Here is a 16,988-nt window from a genome sequence, read left to right on the forward strand (position 1 = left end):
TCATGTTTTCCTCCTTTATTTTAAATATTCTGAATTCAACTCTATCATAGAATGTCCGGTTCCTTTGTGTAAAGATGGAACATCATTATTTCAGTAAATTGATACTTTTGTCCTCCATAATCAAATGTTTTACATAATGAAATGGCTGAATGGCATTCATGCACTTTAAACCTGGATGAACCAAAAATCCATCTGTTTTTTAATCCAGGTTATGTTTGAATGAATAATTCTTTCCTTTACGAAACATATTTAAGTTCTTTCAAAATAATTTATCTTTTCCTAAATTAAGCACTGCAGGCAATTCTGTTTCTCTAGACTCACCTAAACTTCTTATATTACTATGGAAAAGCAGTTAATTATTATTGGAGTTGATCGATTTTGGATGTAAGAGAATCCTTGGCCCATAAGGTGGCATGGATAAGTCTTGTAAGCAATATTATCCTGATGCTTGGAAAGATTTTAATCGGCTGGTATGGAAACAGTGATTCCGTTTTTGCAGACGGTATTCACTCTGCAGCTGACGTCTTTGCATCAGTTATTGTCCTCATTGTCATAAAAATTGCGAGTAAACCTGCTGACGCAGAACACCCATACGGCCATGGAAAGGCAGAGGTAATTGTTTCGTCTATTGTGGGTATGATTCTTTTAGTGGTTGCATTATACATTGCATATGAAGCCCTGACTGGATTTCTTCATCCGGTATCAGCGCCAAGCATTCTTGCATTATGGGTAGCGTTAATCTCCTATGTTTCTAAATTATTCTTATACCGATACTCCTTTAAAGCAGCTGATGAGCATAACAGCAAAGCAATAGAAGCAATTGCACTGGATCATAAAGCTGACATTGTTGCGTCGCTGGCCGCTGCGATAGGTGTAATTTTATCAATAATTGGAGGAGCTTACGGCTGGCACTTCCTGCTTTATGGAGATAAGCTGGCCAGTATATTTGTTGCCTATCTTATTTTCCGCATTTCAAAAGAAATGATTACAGAATCGTATGATATTCTTCTTGAAAGAAGTATTGATGGGGAAACACTGAAGGGCATAGAGTCCATTATACTTACGTTTAAGGATGTAAAGCGCATTGACAAAATCCGTGCGCGCGAACAGGGACATTATATTTTAGTGGACGCGAGGATTTCTTTATTCCATGATAAAACCATTAAAGAAGGCCATGATATAACAAAGGCAATAAGAGATGAAATCATGAAGCAGTATAGTGTGATTAAAGAGGTATTAATCCATGTCAATCCCTACTATCCTGAGGATTCCCTGCAGGATGATGAAAAGAATAAAAATAATGATCAGTTTTAAGCAAAGTCATACATAAGAAAAAGACCTTCACATTTGCCTGAAGGTCTTTCTCTTTTTTTGACGTTTGAAGGTGCAGCAAGCCTATTTTTTATTAAATAAATACAGGGACACCAAAAGAAGCAGGATGGCTGTAATCCTTTTAGCATCAAGAGAAATCTGATTTCCTCCGAGGAGCCCCAGATGATCGATGACGGCCCCAGTGATGATTTGCCCTGCAATAACCGCGACCAGTGTTTGTGCAACGCCTATGCTTGGAACGGTGAAGACCATCACACTTACATAGAACGCCCCAAGAAGCCCGCCGATTAATTGCCATTTTGGAACGGCAGAAACTGCGGAGACGTGCCCTTTGCCAAAGAATATCAAAACGAAAAATAAGGCGAGTGCCCCAATGGCGAATGAAATGAAGGAGGCCTCGATTGCCCCTGTTTTCTTTCCTAAGCCTCCGTTAATTTGCGACTGGAAGGCAATGGCGATTCCGCCAGCTAAAGCAAGCAGCGGGAATATAATTTTCATGTCTTAAAACTCCTTTGCGAAAAATTTGGATATTCAGTGTACTGCCTCCCAACAAAAAGGAGTGTATGTATGGAGAAATTATACTCCATCACGATAAAAAAAGGGAATTTTCAACTCATGAAAAAATACACCATTGCAGGGTCTTCACTTTTTGAATGGCTCTTTTCTTAAAGATTGTTGTTTTTGGCTATGTTAAAGGTTAAGGTTGATTTAATAATGCACAAAAAAATGAGCTGGAAAATATCTCCAAGCTCATTTTTTACTAAAGCACCCGTTACTTTAAGTCCACTTTTTCACAATCTCTCTGAGTATCATAAATTCTTAAGAATCTCTAAAACACTGGCTTAATATTGTTTGCTATAATAAAACATAGATAATTGTAATCTAAGAGGTGAATCAAAATGTATTGGACTCCATTATTTGAAAACGATGTACCAGTAGCACACTTCTGCTCTTAGTGGAGTGAAGGTGACTACATCTCTCCGTTAGGGGCATTGTCGACCTAATCAAAAAAACGGAGGGTACAAAAAATGAAAAATACCTTAATAGGTTCTTTATATTTAATACTAGCTTCAAGTATTTGGGGCGGAATGTACGTTGTTGTTAAAGTTGTAGTATCGGTTATACCTCCACTGGAACTTGTGTGGATGCGATATATAGTAGCTATTGTTGCACTTCTCATTATCGGCTTTATAACAAAACAAAAATGGCGAATCGAAAAACGTTATTTCTTAATTATCATAGCCATTGGAATCATTGGTAATGCCATTTCAATCGTTGCTCAGGAAACTGGTACTATGCTATCCACAGCACAAATGGGAGCCATTATAACTTCTTCAACACCAGCATTTATGGTTATTTTTGCTCGCTTAATCCTTAAAGAACGGATGACGTTAAGAAAGGGAATCTCCGTTTGTTTAGCGACAATTGGAGTATTTCTCATTGTTGGAATTGGCGATGTGAATATGTCCGGTACACTTGGAGGTATTGCACTTCTTATTGCAGCTTTAACCTGGGCACTCATGTCTGTACTTGTAAAGCTTTTGCCTAGTGATTACTCACAAATTGTAGTAACCACTTATTCTATCTTGGTAGCATTAATTAATTGTGCTGACTCCTTTTGTTTTGCCAAGGTTACACGAAATTAATATCTCTCAACTGACTCACCCGACCATTTGGAGTGGACTCTTGTATTTGGGTATTGTTTCAACAGCAGGTGGATTTCTACTTTGGAATCGTGGATTACAAATGCTTAACGCCTCAAGTGGAGGAATATTTTTCTTTTTTCAACCCGTGGTTGGAACATTACTTGGATGGCTTATACTAGGAGAGAACATAGGTTTAACGTTTTGGATCGGCTCTATCCTAATTCTCACAGGTGTTTTATTCGTTATCAACGAGAAAAAATAGTATTTAGAACCCCTTCAAATTGTATTTGAAGGGGGTTTTGCTTGTTTAACAGCATTAATCATAAATTCGGCTTATTAAACTAAACTGCTGCGTTAGTTTAAGTGTAACATTTTACAAGCAATACCACCTTACGAAAAAACAACCCTTACCTTTAACATAGCCTTGTTTTTTAATGAGTTCTGTGAGGCGATTTCATATTAATGAGGTTGATTGGAGCGTAAGGTGTGAGACTCCTGTAGGATTAACGGGAAGGTGAGACTCCGCTGGCATTGGTGAGGATGCTCACCGCCAGCCCCGCGGAAAGCGAGCATCCTGCAGCGGAAATCAGCCACTTTGTTCAAAAGCAACAAAGTTTACGAAAACAGCCTTTTGAATTATGGCTAAAGTTCCGCTTTACGGAAAAAATAAGCCAAAACGTATAGGAGGTGCTGAGGTGAAAGAGCCTATTAATGGAAATAGGGAAGAAGCCGAGAATTTGATTCAGCTTGCAGAAATGATCAATACGGGTGGAGACAGCGGAGAAATAGATGAAATTGCAAGCCGCAAGAAACATTTAACCTGCAATGAGGAACTATTCAATAAAGAGCTTCGTGCGATTGCTGATGATGCAGAAGAGTGAGATGGCGGAGCATGAAGAAAAGCTGGCAGCAGAAGGAGCCGGCTTTTCTTCTGTGTAAAAAAGAAAAGACCTGAAAAAAATGATGGAGCTGCATCCTCTATGATTTTTTTGAGCTCTTTACATTCTGCTGCATGAATCGTTTAACATAATCCTGACATATTGGTCTGATATCCTATTTAAAAAGGATTTTTTAAGTATGAATAAGCTGGGCTGTATTGGCACTGGCTGTGTATTTTTATATTATGGTATGTGAGGTGAAAATCAAAATGAAGAAAGTTTTGATTATAGAAGATGAACAAGCCATTTCTATGGTACTGAAGGCTTATCTGCAAAGAGATGGCTTCGAAATTTTTCAGCACTACGAAGGAATTGGAGCCATAGATGTTTTTGAAGAAAAAAAACCTGATCTTGTACTTCTGGATGTGATGCTTCCCGGGAAGGATGGCTGGCATATATTGAAGGAAATACGGCAAAAGAATGCATGCCCAGTAATCATGCTTACTGCGCTCGGAGATGTGGACTATCGTTTAAGCGGCTTTAAGTCAGGTGCGGATGATTATATTTCCAAACCATTCATAGCTGAAGAAGTCGTCGCAAGAGTTCATGCGGTTTTAAGAAGATCAGCAAGCAGTAGCAGCACAAACACCGCTAATATTAGGCAATACGGCAATTTGCGCGCTGACTTCAGTTCATATACGATTCAGTTGAATGGCGAAGAAATTAGTCTAACCCCAAGAGATCTTTCATTATTCTTATTTTTGGCAAAAAACCCCAATCAAATATTTACCAGAGATCAGCTGATTGATCAGGTTTGGGGCATGGATTATGACGGAAGTGACCGCGCTGTTGACCTGGCGATTAAAAGAATAAGAAAGGCATTGGAAAAATGGCCGGCGGCTGAAGGCGAAATAAAAACTTTACGGGGGATGGGGTATCAATTAAGTGTCAGCGAAAACTAAAAAAAGAACAACTCTTGTAAGATATTGGACAACTAGATACCTGATTACATTGGTTACAGGCTTAATGGTGCTGTCAATCTTTTCTGCATGGTGGATGGAGCACACAGCTTTGCAGTACAGACTAAGTTTACTGAAATATCTCGCCGATGAAACATCTGACAGGGTTATCAAGGAAAATGGAAAAATGGTGGTGGGGCCTGTCCTTTCTGGTATTGTAGAAGAAAGGGAGAAAATCCTTCATCTTAATAAACCGCCTATTATCTATATCACAGATACTCAAGGCGAGATTATTTATACAATGCCGCAGCTTTATATAGCTAAAGGGGACGACCACCTTCCCAAAATAATCATAAACAGCAAGGAACCCATACAAAAGGTGAAAATCAGGAATGAAAATCAGGTTTATGTTGTCAAATCGGCCATAGACCGTAACGGCAAAAAATATGGCTGGGTTGTGATTGCACAGGAAGAGAGTACATTAAAGGAACTGAACCAGGATCATGGGCTGCTTGCAGTTATGATGGGAGGACTTCTTATTTTGGGGTGGGGAGTGATTTACGTTCTCTCCAGAAGGATTTCCAAACCAATTCAAAAGGTGGCAAACGCTGCTGTCCAGATCCGCCAGGGCAATTATGATATTCAATTAAAGGAAGAAGAGCCAAAAGAAGAAGAAATACATGAATTGATAGAATCGTTCAAGGAAATGACCAACAGGCTGAAGCAAAATGACAAGCTGCGTGCCGAGCTGTTTGCAGGAGTGACTCATGACCTAAAAACACCGGTTACGTCAATTAGCGGACTGATTCAGGCAGTAAAGGATGAAGTAGTAACAGGGGAGGAAAGCAAGGAGTTCCTCACAATATCTCTGAAGGAAACACAAAGGCTGCAAACAATGATAGAAGATTTACTGGATTATAACGCCATGGCTGCTGGTTCATTCAAGATTCGTTTTGAAAAGGAAAATCTGAACAAATTTCTTCAGGAAATAGCTTATCAATGGAAAATGACGCAAGATGATCAGGATTTTGAACTGTCTGTGAATCTGCCGGAAGAGATAGTCACTGCAATGGTAGATCGGCTGAGGCTTCAGGAAATCATCATAAACTTACTGAATAATGCCAGGCAGGCGCTGATGCAGGATGGAAAAATCGAAATCAGCTTATACAGTGTAAGCAAAGACCGTGTATGCATTGATATCCGTGATAACGGGCGCGGCATTCCGGATGAAGAACAGGATTTTGTATTCGAACCTTTTTACAGAGGGGAGAAGAAAAAGCTGAGGGTGCGCGGACTTGGTCTTGGCCTTCCATTCAGCAAGATGCTCGCTAAAGCCCAAAAAGGAGATCTGAGCCTTAAAGGCAGCAGCAGCGAGGGTACCATATTCACTATATCGCTATTGAAATCAAAATAAAGAAATCGGGCTGCCCTTTTGATGGACAGCCCGTCTGGTTGTTTGAAGAGGGTTTTGCTGTTGTCTCTGATCAAGCGCTAATCAAATATTTCTTTAAGTGGGAGCGGTGCTTAGTGAAATGGTGAACATGATAGTTAGGATTTAAGCATTAATAAGGCTGATAGCCCTCCATAACTGAACATGTCTTACCTGGCGCGGCAGGAATCGTCCCATTTCCTCTTCATTATAGCCAGTGTGAAGATTTTTTTCGTCAAATATAATCGGACGGCGCAGCAAGTCGGGATTTTTTTGAATGATGCTGCAAAGCTCATTTAATGGTGTATTATTAATATCGATTTTCATGTTCTTGAATTTTTTTGAGCGGGTAGAGATAATTTCATCAGTACCGCCTTCAGTTTTTCTTAAAATTTCTTTAATTTCGTTAACTGATAGAGGCTGTGCATATAAGTTTCTTTCTTTATAAGGAATATTGTTCTTTTGCAGCCAGGATTTTGCCTTTCTGCATGCAAGACTGCTTGGTGTAGTATAAATGTTTACCATTAAGATCGACTCCCTTATCATTTTTTAGCTATATCGCATTAAATAATTATTTGTATTTGTATATTCATCTGATACTAGTTACTTTACAGAATGATTGTGTCAGCAATATGTCAAGGAAAAGACATTTTAAAAAAAGGCAGAAAAAAAAAGAGCGGGGAATTGGAGTATAATGTTGAATGTGAAGTCTTATTTAGAAGGTTTTTGTTAAAATCATTGCTGATTTTGTTTATCGGTGTGAATCCGCGTGACTCCGGGGCGTATTAGTGTATAAGGCAGGGCGGCGGGAGGCTTGGCCGCCGGGACTTTTGCTTCTGGAGCGGAAATCAGCAGACAAGTTATCAGAGTCCTTTAAAAACAGTAATTTATATGCAAGGAGAATAAAAAATGGATAATCATTTAATGATAGAAAGTAATGGCTGCAGCAGTTATGACAGCTGATTTCTGGCTTCCTGTAAAGATTTCTATTCAAGTTGCTGCCATTTCGGGGCTTGCTGTATTTTGCATAGGAACGATGGCAGCAAGGTTAATGGCAAATAAGAAGTTCAGGGGGAGCATTCTCCTGGAAACTCTTTTCTTGCTTCCTTTAGTATTACCGCCCTCGGTAGTCGGGTTCTTGCTTATCATTTTTTTCGGGAAAAACAGTCCAGCTGGCCAGGGAATTGAATGGCTATTTCACCAGCCGATTATCTTTACATGGGCTGCAGCAGTGATTGCCTCCATTGTTGTAGCGTTTCCGCTGATGTATCAATCAGCTAAAACAGGATTTGCAGGGATCGATTCTGATATCGAAAATGCTGCAAGAGTGGATGGCGCAAATGAGTATAAGGTTTTTATATTCATATCTGTGCCGCTGGCCATAAAATCCATCATTTCAGGGGGGATCTTAAGTTTTGCTAGGGCCCTTGGAGAATTTGGCGCAACTTTGATGTTTGCAGGCAATATTCCCGGCAGGACACAGACAATGCCGACTGCTATTTATATGGCTATTGATTCAGGAAATATGGAAATGGCATGGATGTGGGTAGGAATAATGATCGTGATATCTTTTATCATGCTGCTGGCGGTGCATATTATCAAAGATTAAATTACGTGATGCCATGAAAAATCGCAGGTTTATATAGATAAGAGCTGCTAGTAAATAATGCAGTAGTGAATGGGTGGATTTGAAGTACTGTATGGTATAATCAACAGACAAATGAACTGAATGATGAAATGAGGAAAACTGTGTGCTGACATTTGAAGAAAAATTGAGTATTATTGAATCCTTTCCTGAACTGGAAAGAAAGGATGTCTCTCTTGGAAGAGTGAACTTTCATTATGAAGAAAGCGTGCATGAAAAGAAAATAGTCGTGCAGCATTTACACCCAAATGGAAATGGATTTGTCTACGGAGGGCATTTGCCAAAAGCAGCAATAGATCGCAAGGGTTATGTGAATATCCGTGATTATTCAGAATCGGAATTAAGGGAGATCATAAAAAAGAGTATAGGCTATCTTTCAGAGATTCATGAAGAGAAAGAGCAAGAGGATACGTACACCGATTTAGAAGGAGTTTGGACAAAACGGGGACAAGAAGAACTATCTCTGGTAAAAGAAGATTTACTGTGGAATATTTATTCCGGAAGCAATCTTGAAGATTGTTTTGAATCTCCTATTGAAGCTGAAAGGTACTTGAAAGAGGAAGGCTTCAGCAAGAAAGATTAAAGGCGAAAGAAGCAGAAAATAAGCGGAATTTGTCGTTAATAAATTTTCTGATTTTCTTGTTTTTTTAAGAAAAATCATGTTATACTATAGTCAATTATTTTTGTTCGGATTAAAGATTGATAGAAGGAAGTACATGTTACATGGTTTCCTCTTGAGACGTTATCCTAGATCAAGAATAGTAATATAAGGATTTTTTTCCAAACAGGAGGAAATACACATGGTACAAGGTAAAGTAAAATGGTTTAATGCAGAAAAAGGTTTCGGTTTCATCGAAGTAGAAGGACAAGACGACGTATTCGTACACTTCTCTGCTATTCAAGGCGAAGGCTTCAAAACTCTTGAAGAAGGCCAAGAAGTTTCTTTCGAAATCGAGCAAGGCGCTCGCGGACCACAAGCTGCTAACGTTCAAAAATAATTGAACTTTAAAAGACTCCCATTTGGGAGTCTTTTTTTTGAAAATCATCGATGATTTTCCTATTTCTATAGTTCATCAAAGCCATTATCAACAGAATTAATCTTCGTATATTGTCTTGATTTCTGCTCGAAAAAGTCGGACCTGCCCTTATCCGCATCCTCATAGGCTGCAATCCATTTCATCGGGTTTTGCCGATAGCCCTCAAAGGGCTTGCCGAACCCCAGCTGGCTGCAGCGGACGTTAGCGTAAAATTTGATATATGCCTCCAGGTCCTTCATCGAGATGCCATCTATTTTATCTCCAATGATATGCTTCCCCCATTCGATCTCAAGGCTGGCGGCTTTAATAAAGGTACTGCTTACAAACTGTTCAAATTCAGCTGTTCTGCATTCCGGAAATTCCCTCAGGATTTCCTGGAATATCTTCACAAATAAATCCACATGAAGCTGCTCATCCCGGTTAATATAATTAATCATCGTCGATGTTGCGACCATTTTTTGGTTTCTTGCGAGATTATAAAAAAATGCAAAGCCGGAGTAAAAGAACAAGCCTTCCAAAATAACATCAAAGACAATGGATTTAAGCAAGCTTTCAACACTGGGCTGCTCTGCAAAATCCTTATAGCCATTCATGACAAACTCGTTCCTGGAGACAAGGACGGGTTCACTTCTCCAAAACTCAAAAACTTCTTCCTGCTTCTTTGCTGTAACCAGACTGGATAAGACATACGAATAAGAATGATTGTGAATGACCTCCTGCTGAGCAAGTATAATCATCAAGGCGTTCAGGCTTGAATCTGTAAGATAATCTGCTACACGGCCAGCGTAATCAGTCTGAATGCTGTCCAGCAGTGCAAGAAGTCCGATTATCTTAAGAAAAGCTTCTTGCTCAATCTCTGTTAACTGGCTGAATTGCTTGATATCCTGTGACATGTTAATTTCAAAAGGCGTCCAAAAATTCCCGAGCATTCTTTTATATTTTGGATACGCCCAGTTAAAGGCGGTATCATCCCAGTTTAAGATATTGGAACTGCGGCCGTTTATAATGGAGGTTGACTTGTTGGGGGCACCATCATCCATAAGGGCACGTTTATTTACTTTGATTTTCATGAATTACACCTCTTCTTTTTTCATGTATATCCTGAAGCTTAACTGGAGCAAGAATCGCAATCTTCCAGATCACTTGATGTAGAGCGGATATAATATGTTGTTTTAAGACCTGATTTCCAGGCTTCCATATGATAGTTCAGCAGTTCTTTTGCTTTAATGGTGTTTTTAACATAAATATTGAAAGAAATAGATTGATCAATATGGCGCTGCCTTGCTGCATTTTGTTTAATGCTCCAAAGCTGGTCAATATGGAATGAAGATTTATAGTACCACGATGTTTCGCTGTTCAGGTCTGGAACCGTAACTGGGATTTTATAATCCTTTTTCTCTTCGGAAAATACCTTCAGGAAAATAGGATCAATGCTTGCAGTGCTGCCGGCTATAATAGAAGTGGTTGCATTTGGGGCGACAGCCATTAAGTAGGCGTTGCGGATGCCGTTTTTCATGACGTCCTGCTGCAAACCGGGCCAGTCCAGATCAGAATCGCGGTTTAAATAATCCCTTTTAGTAAAATATTCGCCAGTTTCCCAGTCGGAATGGCTGTAAACCGGGTATACTCCTTTTTCAGCCGCAAGCTCCATGCTCGCTTTGATTGTTAAGAATGCGATTTTCTCATAAAGCGCATCAGCATACTGAACAGACTCCATGCTTTCCCATCTTATTTTTTTCAGGGCAAGCAAATGGTGCCAGCCGAATGTTCCGAGGCCAATTGCCCGGTACTTTTTATTAGTCAATTGGGCTTGGGGAACAGGAATGCTATTTAAATCTATTACATTATCAAGCATACGAACCTGAATGGAAATCAGCCTTTCCAGCACATTGCCTGTTACTGCCTTTGCCAGATTTATAGATGATAGATTGCAGACCACAAAGTCTCCAGCCGTTTTGACTGTGATGATTTTTCCATCTTCTGTGTACTGCTCATGAATGCTTGTGGCACTCTGATTTTGGGCAATCTCCGAGCAAAGATTGCTGCAGTAAATCATGCCGGCGTGTGAGTTCGCATTTTTCCGGTTCACTTCGTCACGGTAAAATAAGAAAGGTGTGCCTGTTTCAAGCTGGCTTTTCATGATGCTTTTCATGATTTCAATTGCCGGTATTTCGATTTTTGAGAGTTCAGGGTTCTCGATGCAGAGTCTGTATTTTTCCCGGAAGGTTCCAGAGCCCCGCTGTTCATCATAAAAATCTTCGAGGGAAAATCCCATAACTGTCCGGACCTCATGCGGATCAAAAAGGAACCACGAGGAACGGGATTCGACTTGTTCCATGAATAAATCCGGCAGACAGATCCCAGTGAATAAATCATGCGTTCTGTAGCGTTCATCTCCATTGTTAAGCTTGGAATCCAGAAAGGGGAAAATATCCTTATGCCAGACATCAAGGTATACAGCAATGGCGCCCTTCCTCTGGCCGAGCTGATCTACGCTTACTGCAGTGTTATTAAGCTGCTTCATCCAGGGAATAACACCTGATGATACTCCTTTAAACCCCTTAATAGCGCTGCCTCTGCTCCTGATTTTACCGAGATAAACACCAATGCCGCCGCCGGATTTAGATACATTGGCAATATCGGTGTTGCTGTCATAAATGCTTTGAAGGCTGTCCTCAACAGTGTCTATGAAGCAGCTTGAAAGCTGTCCATAATTTTTTCCGGCATTTGCAAGAGTAGGAGTGGCAGCGGTCATAAATAGATTGCTGAGTGCCCAGTAAGCTTCCTTCACGTATTCAATTCTTTTTTCTTTTGATTCATTTGCCATAATCGTCATAGCAATAATTAAGAAGCGCTCCTGTGGCAGCTCCTGAATTTTTCCGTCAAAGTCTTTTGCTAAGTATCTGTCAGACAATGTTCTCAATCCTATGTAGGTGAACAGCTTATCCTTGTCTGGATCCAGCAGCTTTCCAATCTCTGTAATTTCTTCTTTTGAATATGAATCGATAAGCAAGGGGTGGAAAATCCCCAGACTGCTTAGATGGCTGATGAGGCTGTACAGAGAACCATAAGGTGCATCGGGACTATAGTTTCTGCTTGCAGCTGCCTCACTGCGCAGGAAGTTCAGGTACACTCTTGCACATACAAAAGTCCAGTCAGGTTCGATTTCTGAAATTAAGGAAAGTCCTTCTAAAATGATGAAATTAGCGATTTGTTCTTTGGAAATCCCGGTTCGGCCAAAGAGGATTTCCGTTACCCTTTCTTTGAAGTCCTCAGTTTTCAGGAAAGGAAAATCACGAAGAATTTCATCGAGGGAAGCGACTGCCTCCTTTTTCAATTCGTATTCCTCGTGCACGGATAGATCTTCAGCAGATAGTGCCTCTTTCATCTTGTTTTCCTCCTTTTGGATATAAAAAAATCCGCTCATGAATTGAGCGGATCAAACGATGTGATAAAAGAGAAAATGAAGACGGTGCTTTTAACCCATCGTTTCATCACCTCAATCCCCGAAGAATAAGAAACTTGGCAGGCAATAGGCAGGTCTCCTGGCTTATGTTCATCCTACTCTGAGTCCTTCCCGTATGAAAACATACAGTGGAAATCTCATTTCGTCACATTTACAGTTGCGGGGACAGCTCCGGGTTTACACCGGATTCCCTTTTCAGCCATTTCTGGCACCTATGCTGCGGTTCTATATATAGTTTTATGTATATGTTCATGTTCCATATCTAGTATATTGACTGATATAATCGTACGCTAACTTTATGGAAATATCAACTATGAAAATGATAAGAAGTTTTTTTAATTTTGGCTGTTTTCTTAAAGATAGCTGTTTTTATTGAGTTCTGTGAGGCAATCTCATTGTTAAATCAACTATCTTGTTCCATAAAAGCAAAGTTTACGAAAACATTGGCAGGAAAATGGCAGCAGCCAAATTTCTGTCAAAAAGAGAAGGGGAAACTTGAAAAAAATTAATAATTAAAGGACAATGAAGTTGTGATAAAATAGATGGAAAAGCTGTGCACCAAATTTGGGAAAGAGCTAAAATTCAATCAAGAACAAAAGGAGTAATAACGTGGAAAAAATATTAGTGTTCGGACATAAAAATCCAGATACAGATACAATTTGTTCAGCCATTGCTTATGCTGATCTGAAAAAACAGCTGGGCATGAATGCAGAACCCGTCCGCCTTGGTGAAATTAACGGAGAAACTCAATTTGCATTAAGCCACTTTAATATGGATGCACCGCGTCTTGTTGAGGGAGTTTCAGCTGAAGCGGATACTGTCATTCTGGTTGACCATAATGAACGCCAGCAAAGTGCGGATGATATCAATAAAGTACGGATTCTGGAAGTAATCGATCATCACAGAATTGCAAACTTTGAAACAAGCGATCCGCTATATTATCGGGCTGAGCCTGTTGGCTGTACAGCAACGATCTTAAATAAGATTTACAAAGAAAACGGCGTCAGCATTTCAAAGGAAATTGCCGGTCTGATGCTTTCTGCGATCATTTCAGATACTTTGTTATTTAAATCACCTACCTGCACGGACCAGGATGTTGCCTGTGCACTTGAATTAGCAGCAATTGCAGGAGTTGAAGCAGAGAAATACGGTCTGGACATGCTGAAGGCAGGAGCCGATTTAAGTGATAAGTCCATTGAACAGCTTATTTCGCTGGATGCAAAGGAATTCCAGATGGGGAATGTCAAAGCTGTAATTGCCCAGGTTAATGCTGTGGATACGAATGATGTTCTATCACAGCAGGATGAGCTTGAAAAAGCCATTTCTCAAGTCATAGAAGAACGCAGCCTGGATTTATTCCTGTTTGTGGTTACAGATATCCTGAACAATGATTCTGTTGGCCTTGCACTGGGCCGTTCAGCAGAATCTGTTGAAAAAGCCTACAATGTAACTCTTGCAAATAATACGGCAGTTTTAAAGGGAGTAGTTTCCCGCAAGAAGCAAATTGTTCCGGTATTGACTGAAGTTCTGACTGCTAATTCTTAAGATTAATAAAAGGGTGCATCTCGGTAAATGAGATGCACCCTTTTATTAATTGGGCTCCGCTATAGCTTAAATCTAGTTATGCCTGATGGCACATGAAGCGAAATTAGCCGGTTTTTTTTCTTAGTTAAACATTATCATTTTTCCAGATTGAGGCGCAGAGCGCAATTCTCATTCACTGGATGAATGGTCTTTTGTATCTTCCTTATCCCGTTCTTCCTGATTTTCCATTTTAATATCTTCCAATGGAAGTTCATCAATTGGCATAACAGTTTGATCTCTTTCCAGCTGTGTTTCTCGATCTTCTTTAAATGCCTTGGATTTTTCGTTTCTTTCGTCCAGGTACTTTTCTTTATCCTTATTAGTGCTCATAGCATATCTCTCCTTTTTAATGCGTTTTTTATCTTTTCCCCTATAAAAAATTGTCAAACACATCGTGCCTGCTCATTGATTGTTTTAGCAGGCGTTCACGGGCTAATAAAAAAATCATTGGAAGATATACTAGAAACAGGGAAGGCAAAGGGGTTTTTTGCATCCGGAATAGAGGTATACCTAAGGAGGAAGGAAGTGTTGGTGCTGGAATTTGTATTTATTCTTTTATACTTTGCGATCATTGCACTTGTTATAGAAATATCCGTGATTCTTTTTAATATGACAGGAATGAAGACAAAGGTGTCACGGTTTCAGGTGATTTCCATGCTGACTGGCACCGGATTTACAACAGATGAATCAAGTGCCATCATTGATCATCCAATTCGCAGAAAAATAGCTGCATTTCTAATTTTATTCGGAGCCTTTTCACTTGCAGTCATCATTTCATCCGTGAGTACCATCCTGTCTGATGATCTCAGGATACATGAACTCTCCATTATTTGCGGAGCATTGCTTGTCCTCCTTTTTATCGGCAAAACAAAATGGATTCAAAAACGCTTTGAAGGTAAAGTTACGAAGGAAATGGAGCAAAATTATCAAATGTATGAGCGTCCAATCAAGGACATTCTTTTTTTGGATGAAAATGATCTGGTGACCGACCTGGCGATTAAGGAAGGAAGCCCTTTAATCGGAAAAAGGGTGGGAGACATTCTTTCGGAAGATGATGATATTACTATCCTTTTTATTCAGAGAGGAGAAGTTCAGGTGCGTAAAGGCCTGCATGGCTCTACCATCAACGAGGGGGATCAAATTTATCTGTATGGAAATAAAAACGAAATTGAGGAGAAATTCGAGTCGGAAATAGATAAGAAAAATTGAAGCGATTCTTAATTATTTTTCTTCACTCTTCCATAACAGTTGAATTTTGCTGTTTTTGTCCGATAAAAAAATAGGACATTCGATGAGTGAGGGAGACAGATAATGAAGCTAACGATTGCAAGAAAACTGATTGGGGCCTTTGCTGTGGTATTGCTTTTGCTTGGAAGTGCCACTGCTTTAACAAACTGGCAGCTCGGAAAAATTGATCAAACCTATAAAAAGGTGTTCGATCAAAATATAAGAGACCTGATTGCTGTCAAAGATATGAGGGAATCTGTCATGGATCAGTCCAATCATATCAGAGGGTATTTAATAACCGGGGATGTAAATTTCATTAATGACTACAAAAAGTCAGTCAAGGTATTTGAGAGCACTTACAATAAACTCCTGAGCAGTACAGATGATAAAAAAGGAAAAAAACTGCTGAAGGATTTGAAGGATACCGATAAACAATATCAAGCTATGGTTCAAAGGGAAATTCTGTTCAAACAGCAAAATAAAGAAGAGACTTATGTAAGCATCGTTCAAACCTCTGCTGCCGGCATGGGGAAAAACTTTTCCAATAAAACAGGAAGGCTTGTTGAATACCAGAAGCAGAAAGTGGACCAGGCAAGAAAGAATGCACATGATAATTCGAGTCACATTCAGGCAATCATCTGGATTGTAAATGTTTTATCTGTCATCATTGGTATCGTATTGGCTATCAGCCTTGGAAGGTCTATCACAAGGCCAATCCGCATTGTTTCCGGCGATTTGAAGGAGCTGGCAGCAGGAAACTTGTCAGGCCAACTGATTTCGGTGAAAAACAAGGATGAAATTGGCGTTCTTGTCGGGGCGCTGAACCAAATGAAACAGGATTTAAGAAACATTATTGCCAGAGTCCAGGATTCCTCCCTGCAGGTTGCTTCAAGCAGTGAAGAATTATTGGCGAGTGCTGAACAAAGCTCTCAAGCAGCCCAGCAGATTGCAAGCATCACCCAGGACCAGGCTGGCGGGCTGGAGGGGCAATTACAGGAGTTTAACAAAGTATCGGATTCAGTTGATGAAATGTCCCATGGAATGGGCCAGATTGCATCAGACAGTGAGGAAATGCTTCATGCAGCTGAACTGGCAGGCCAATTAAGCCAAAAAGGAAAGAAATCAGTGGAAAGCATCGTAGCACAGATGAAAAAGATCGATGAGACAGTAAAGGATGCAACGCATTCTATCCATCAGCTCGGCAGCAGATCGAAAGAAATCAGCCATATTGTTGAAATGATTACTTCTATTGCCGATCAAACCAATTTGCTGGCACTGAACGCAGCGATAGAGGCGGCAAGGGCAGGCGAGCATGGAAAAGGGTTTGCAGTAGTGGCGGATGAAGTGAGAAAACTTGCTGAGGAGTCAAAAAAGTCCGCTTCCCAGATCCATGAAATGATTGGGCATATCCAAAGTGAGACATCAAGAGCAGTGGAAGCAATGAATGCTGGAAATAAACAGGTGTTTAATGGACTAGAGCAAACCAGCGAAGTCAATAACGCCTTTACCCAGATTTCAGGGTCGATCTCAGATGTATCAGAAAAGGTTGAGGATGTATCGTCATCGGTCAAGAATCTTTCATCAATAAGCGCGGGAATTGTTGGCGCTATACACTCTGTTAAAGCTATTGCTGAAAACAGTGTCATGGGGAGCCGGGAAAGCTCGGCTGCCACTCAGGAACAGCTCGCAACAATGGAAGAAATCACAGCTTCTTCAGCTACCTTGTCTCAATTATCAGAAGAGCTGCAAACACTTGCAGCAAAATTCACAGTGGAATAACATGTA

General features: G+C 40.1%; 15 protein-coding genes, 1 pseudogene and 1 riboswitch. Of the genes and pseudogenes, 11 read left to right on the forward strand and 5 right to left on the reverse strand.

Going from position 1 to position 16,988, the window contains the following annotated elements:
• Window positions 1–375 precede the first annotated feature (375 nt).
• Window positions 376–1,314 (forward strand): cation diffusion facilitator family transporter, encoded by a 939-nt coding sequence (locus ACN6MY_RS06725; RefSeq protein ID WP_419884099.1) that lies wholly within the window; start codon window positions 376–378, stop codon window positions 1,312–1,314.
• 81 nt (window positions 1,315–1,395) lie between these two features.
• Here the strand turns inward: ACN6MY_RS06725 and ACN6MY_RS06730 are convergent, their stop codons facing one another.
• On the reverse strand, window positions 1,396–1,830 hold the full coding sequence (locus ACN6MY_RS06730; RefSeq protein ID WP_071352138.1) for a DMT family transporter: 435 nt from the start codon (window positions 1,828–1,830) through the stop codon (window positions 1,396–1,398).
• A 530-nt stretch (window positions 1,831–2,360) separates the two neighbouring features.
• Here ACN6MY_RS06730 and ACN6MY_RS06735 point away from each other — a divergent pair.
• The 4 genes and pseudogenes from ACN6MY_RS06735 (at window position 2,361) to ACN6MY_RS06750 (ending at window position 6,229) form a co-directional block, all read left to right on the forward strand.
• Window positions 2,361–3,240 (forward strand): annotated as a pseudogene (locus ACN6MY_RS06735) (DMT family transporter).
• A 433-nt stretch (window positions 3,241–3,673) separates the two neighbouring features.
• Complete coding sequence (locus ACN6MY_RS06740) at window positions 3,674–3,859, forward strand: hypothetical protein (protein WP_419883274.1); 186 nt, start codon at window positions 3,674–3,676, stop codon at window positions 3,857–3,859.
• A 266-nt stretch (window positions 3,860–4,125) separates the two neighbouring features.
• Window positions 4,126–4,818, forward strand: coding sequence for a response regulator transcription factor (locus ACN6MY_RS06745; RefSeq protein ID WP_419883275.1), 693 nt, complete (start codon window positions 4,126–4,128; stop codon window positions 4,816–4,818).
• Window positions 4,802–6,229, forward strand: a complete 1,428-nt coding sequence (locus tag ACN6MY_RS06750; protein WP_419883276.1) for a HAMP domain-containing sensor histidine kinase — start codon at window positions 4,802–4,804, stop codon at window positions 6,227–6,229. Before ACN6MY_RS06745 ends, ACN6MY_RS06750 begins: the two co-directional genes overlap by 17 nt.
• A 141-nt stretch (window positions 6,230–6,370) precedes the next feature.
• Here the strand turns inward: ACN6MY_RS06750 and spx are convergent, their stop codons facing one another.
• Complete coding sequence (gene spx, locus ACN6MY_RS06755; RefSeq protein WP_071352134.1) at window positions 6,371–6,769, reverse strand: transcriptional regulator Spx; 399 nt, start codon at window positions 6,767–6,769, stop codon at window positions 6,371–6,373.
• Between the two features lie 427 nt (window positions 6,770–7,196).
• Between spx and modB the strand changes: the two genes are divergently transcribed.
• From modB to ACN6MY_RS06770, 3 genes are all read left to right on the forward strand, one after another.
• Window positions 7,197–7,853: a molybdate ABC transporter permease subunit gene (gene modB, locus ACN6MY_RS06760; protein ID WP_419884100.1), complete on the forward strand. Its 657-nt coding sequence runs from the start codon at window positions 7,197–7,199 to the stop codon at window positions 7,851–7,853.
• A gap of 142 nt (window positions 7,854–7,995) precedes the next feature.
• Window positions 7,996–8,472: a hypothetical protein gene (locus tag ACN6MY_RS06765; RefSeq protein WP_419883277.1), complete on the forward strand. Its 477-nt coding sequence runs from the start codon at window positions 7,996–7,998 to the stop codon at window positions 8,470–8,472.
• A gap of 217 nt (window positions 8,473–8,689) precedes the next feature.
• Window positions 8,690–8,887, forward strand: coding sequence for a cold-shock protein (locus ACN6MY_RS06770; RefSeq protein ID WP_028393295.1), 198 nt, complete (start codon window positions 8,690–8,692; stop codon window positions 8,885–8,887).
• A gap of 65 nt (window positions 8,888–8,952) precedes the next feature.
• Here the strand turns inward: ACN6MY_RS06770 and ACN6MY_RS06775 are convergent, their stop codons facing one another.
• Both ACN6MY_RS06775 and ACN6MY_RS06780 read right to left on the reverse strand, forming a co-directional pair.
• Complete coding sequence (locus ACN6MY_RS06775) at window positions 8,953–9,996, reverse strand: ribonucleotide-diphosphate reductase subunit beta (RefSeq protein WP_419883278.1); 1,044 nt, start codon at window positions 9,994–9,996, stop codon at window positions 8,953–8,955.
• Window positions 9,997–10,034: 38 nt separating this feature from the next.
• Complete coding sequence (locus tag ACN6MY_RS06780) at window positions 10,035–12,314, reverse strand: ribonucleoside-diphosphate reductase subunit alpha (RefSeq protein WP_419883279.1); 2,280 nt, start codon at window positions 12,312–12,314, stop codon at window positions 10,035–10,037.
• 129 nt (window positions 12,315–12,443) lie between these two features.
• Window positions 12,444–12,623, reverse strand: a riboswitch (cobalamin riboswitch).
• Between the two features lie 378 nt (window positions 12,624–13,001).
• Between ACN6MY_RS06780 and ACN6MY_RS06785 the strand changes: the two genes are divergently transcribed.
• The gene (locus ACN6MY_RS06785) at window positions 13,002–13,937 is read left to right on the forward strand and encodes a manganese-dependent inorganic pyrophosphatase (protein ID WP_419883280.1); all 936 of its coding nucleotides are present in this window, start codon (window positions 13,002–13,004) and stop codon (window positions 13,935–13,937) included.
• Window positions 13,938–14,105: 168 nt separating this feature from the next.
• Here ACN6MY_RS06785 and ACN6MY_RS06790 read toward each other — a convergent pair whose 3' ends face one another.
• Entirely contained in the window at window positions 14,106–14,306 is a 201-nt protein-coding gene (locus ACN6MY_RS06790; protein ID WP_419883281.1) for a hypothetical protein, read from the reverse strand.
• Window positions 14,307–14,501: 195 nt separating this feature from the next.
• On the opposite strand from ACN6MY_RS06790, the gene ACN6MY_RS06795 reads away from it, so the two are divergent.
• Both ACN6MY_RS06795 and ACN6MY_RS06800 read left to right on the forward strand, forming a co-directional pair.
• Window positions 14,502–15,185, forward strand: a complete 684-nt coding sequence (locus tag ACN6MY_RS06795) for a TrkA C-terminal domain-containing protein (protein WP_419883282.1) — start codon at window positions 14,502–14,504, stop codon at window positions 15,183–15,185.
• Between the two features lie 102 nt (window positions 15,186–15,287).
• Window positions 15,288–16,982, forward strand: a complete 1,695-nt coding sequence (locus ACN6MY_RS06800) for a methyl-accepting chemotaxis protein (RefSeq protein WP_419883283.1) — start codon at window positions 15,288–15,290, stop codon at window positions 16,980–16,982.
• The last annotated feature ends 6 nt before the right edge of the window (window positions 16,983–16,988 follow it).

This window comes from Peribacillus sp. B-H-3 (genome assembly GCF_048572925.1).
Lineage (GTDB): Bacteria > Bacillota > Bacilli > Bacillales > DSM-1321 > Peribacillus.